The 298-nt window shown below is 63.4% G+C and carries 1 pseudogene; it reads right to left on the reverse strand.

Features of this window, described 5'->3' with window-relative positions:
- Positions 1-65: 65 nt before the first annotated feature.
- Positions 66-298: pseudogene (locus FLX07_RS36180) on the reverse strand (trypsin-like serine peptidase); the annotation flags it as partial.

Below are 298 nucleotides of genomic sequence, written 5' to 3' on the forward strand. Positions count from 1 at the left end.
GCAACGGAAAAGGGCCCGGCTGGAGGCCGGGCCCTTTCCTTGACTCTGCTTTACCGGGGGGAAGATCAGACGATCTTGCCGGACCAGTTGGCGGCAGCGGTCTTGTAGACGGCCAGCGTCTCACCGTCGAAGTACGGGGAGACGTTGGTGTCGATGCGGTTGTTACCGTCGGTGTCGGAGACCGCGATGGTCACACCGTTGAGGTAGCCGAGCCGCTTGGCGTTGCTGTAGCGGTAGAGCCACGCGGAACCGATGGAGCCCTCGCCGGTGAAGGAGGACTTGATGCCCACCAGCTCCT

Source organism: Microbispora bryophytorum (assembly GCF_006874465.1).
Classification (GTDB): Bacteria; Actinomycetota; Actinomycetes; order Streptosporangiales; family Streptosporangiaceae; genus Microbispora; species Microbispora bryophytorum.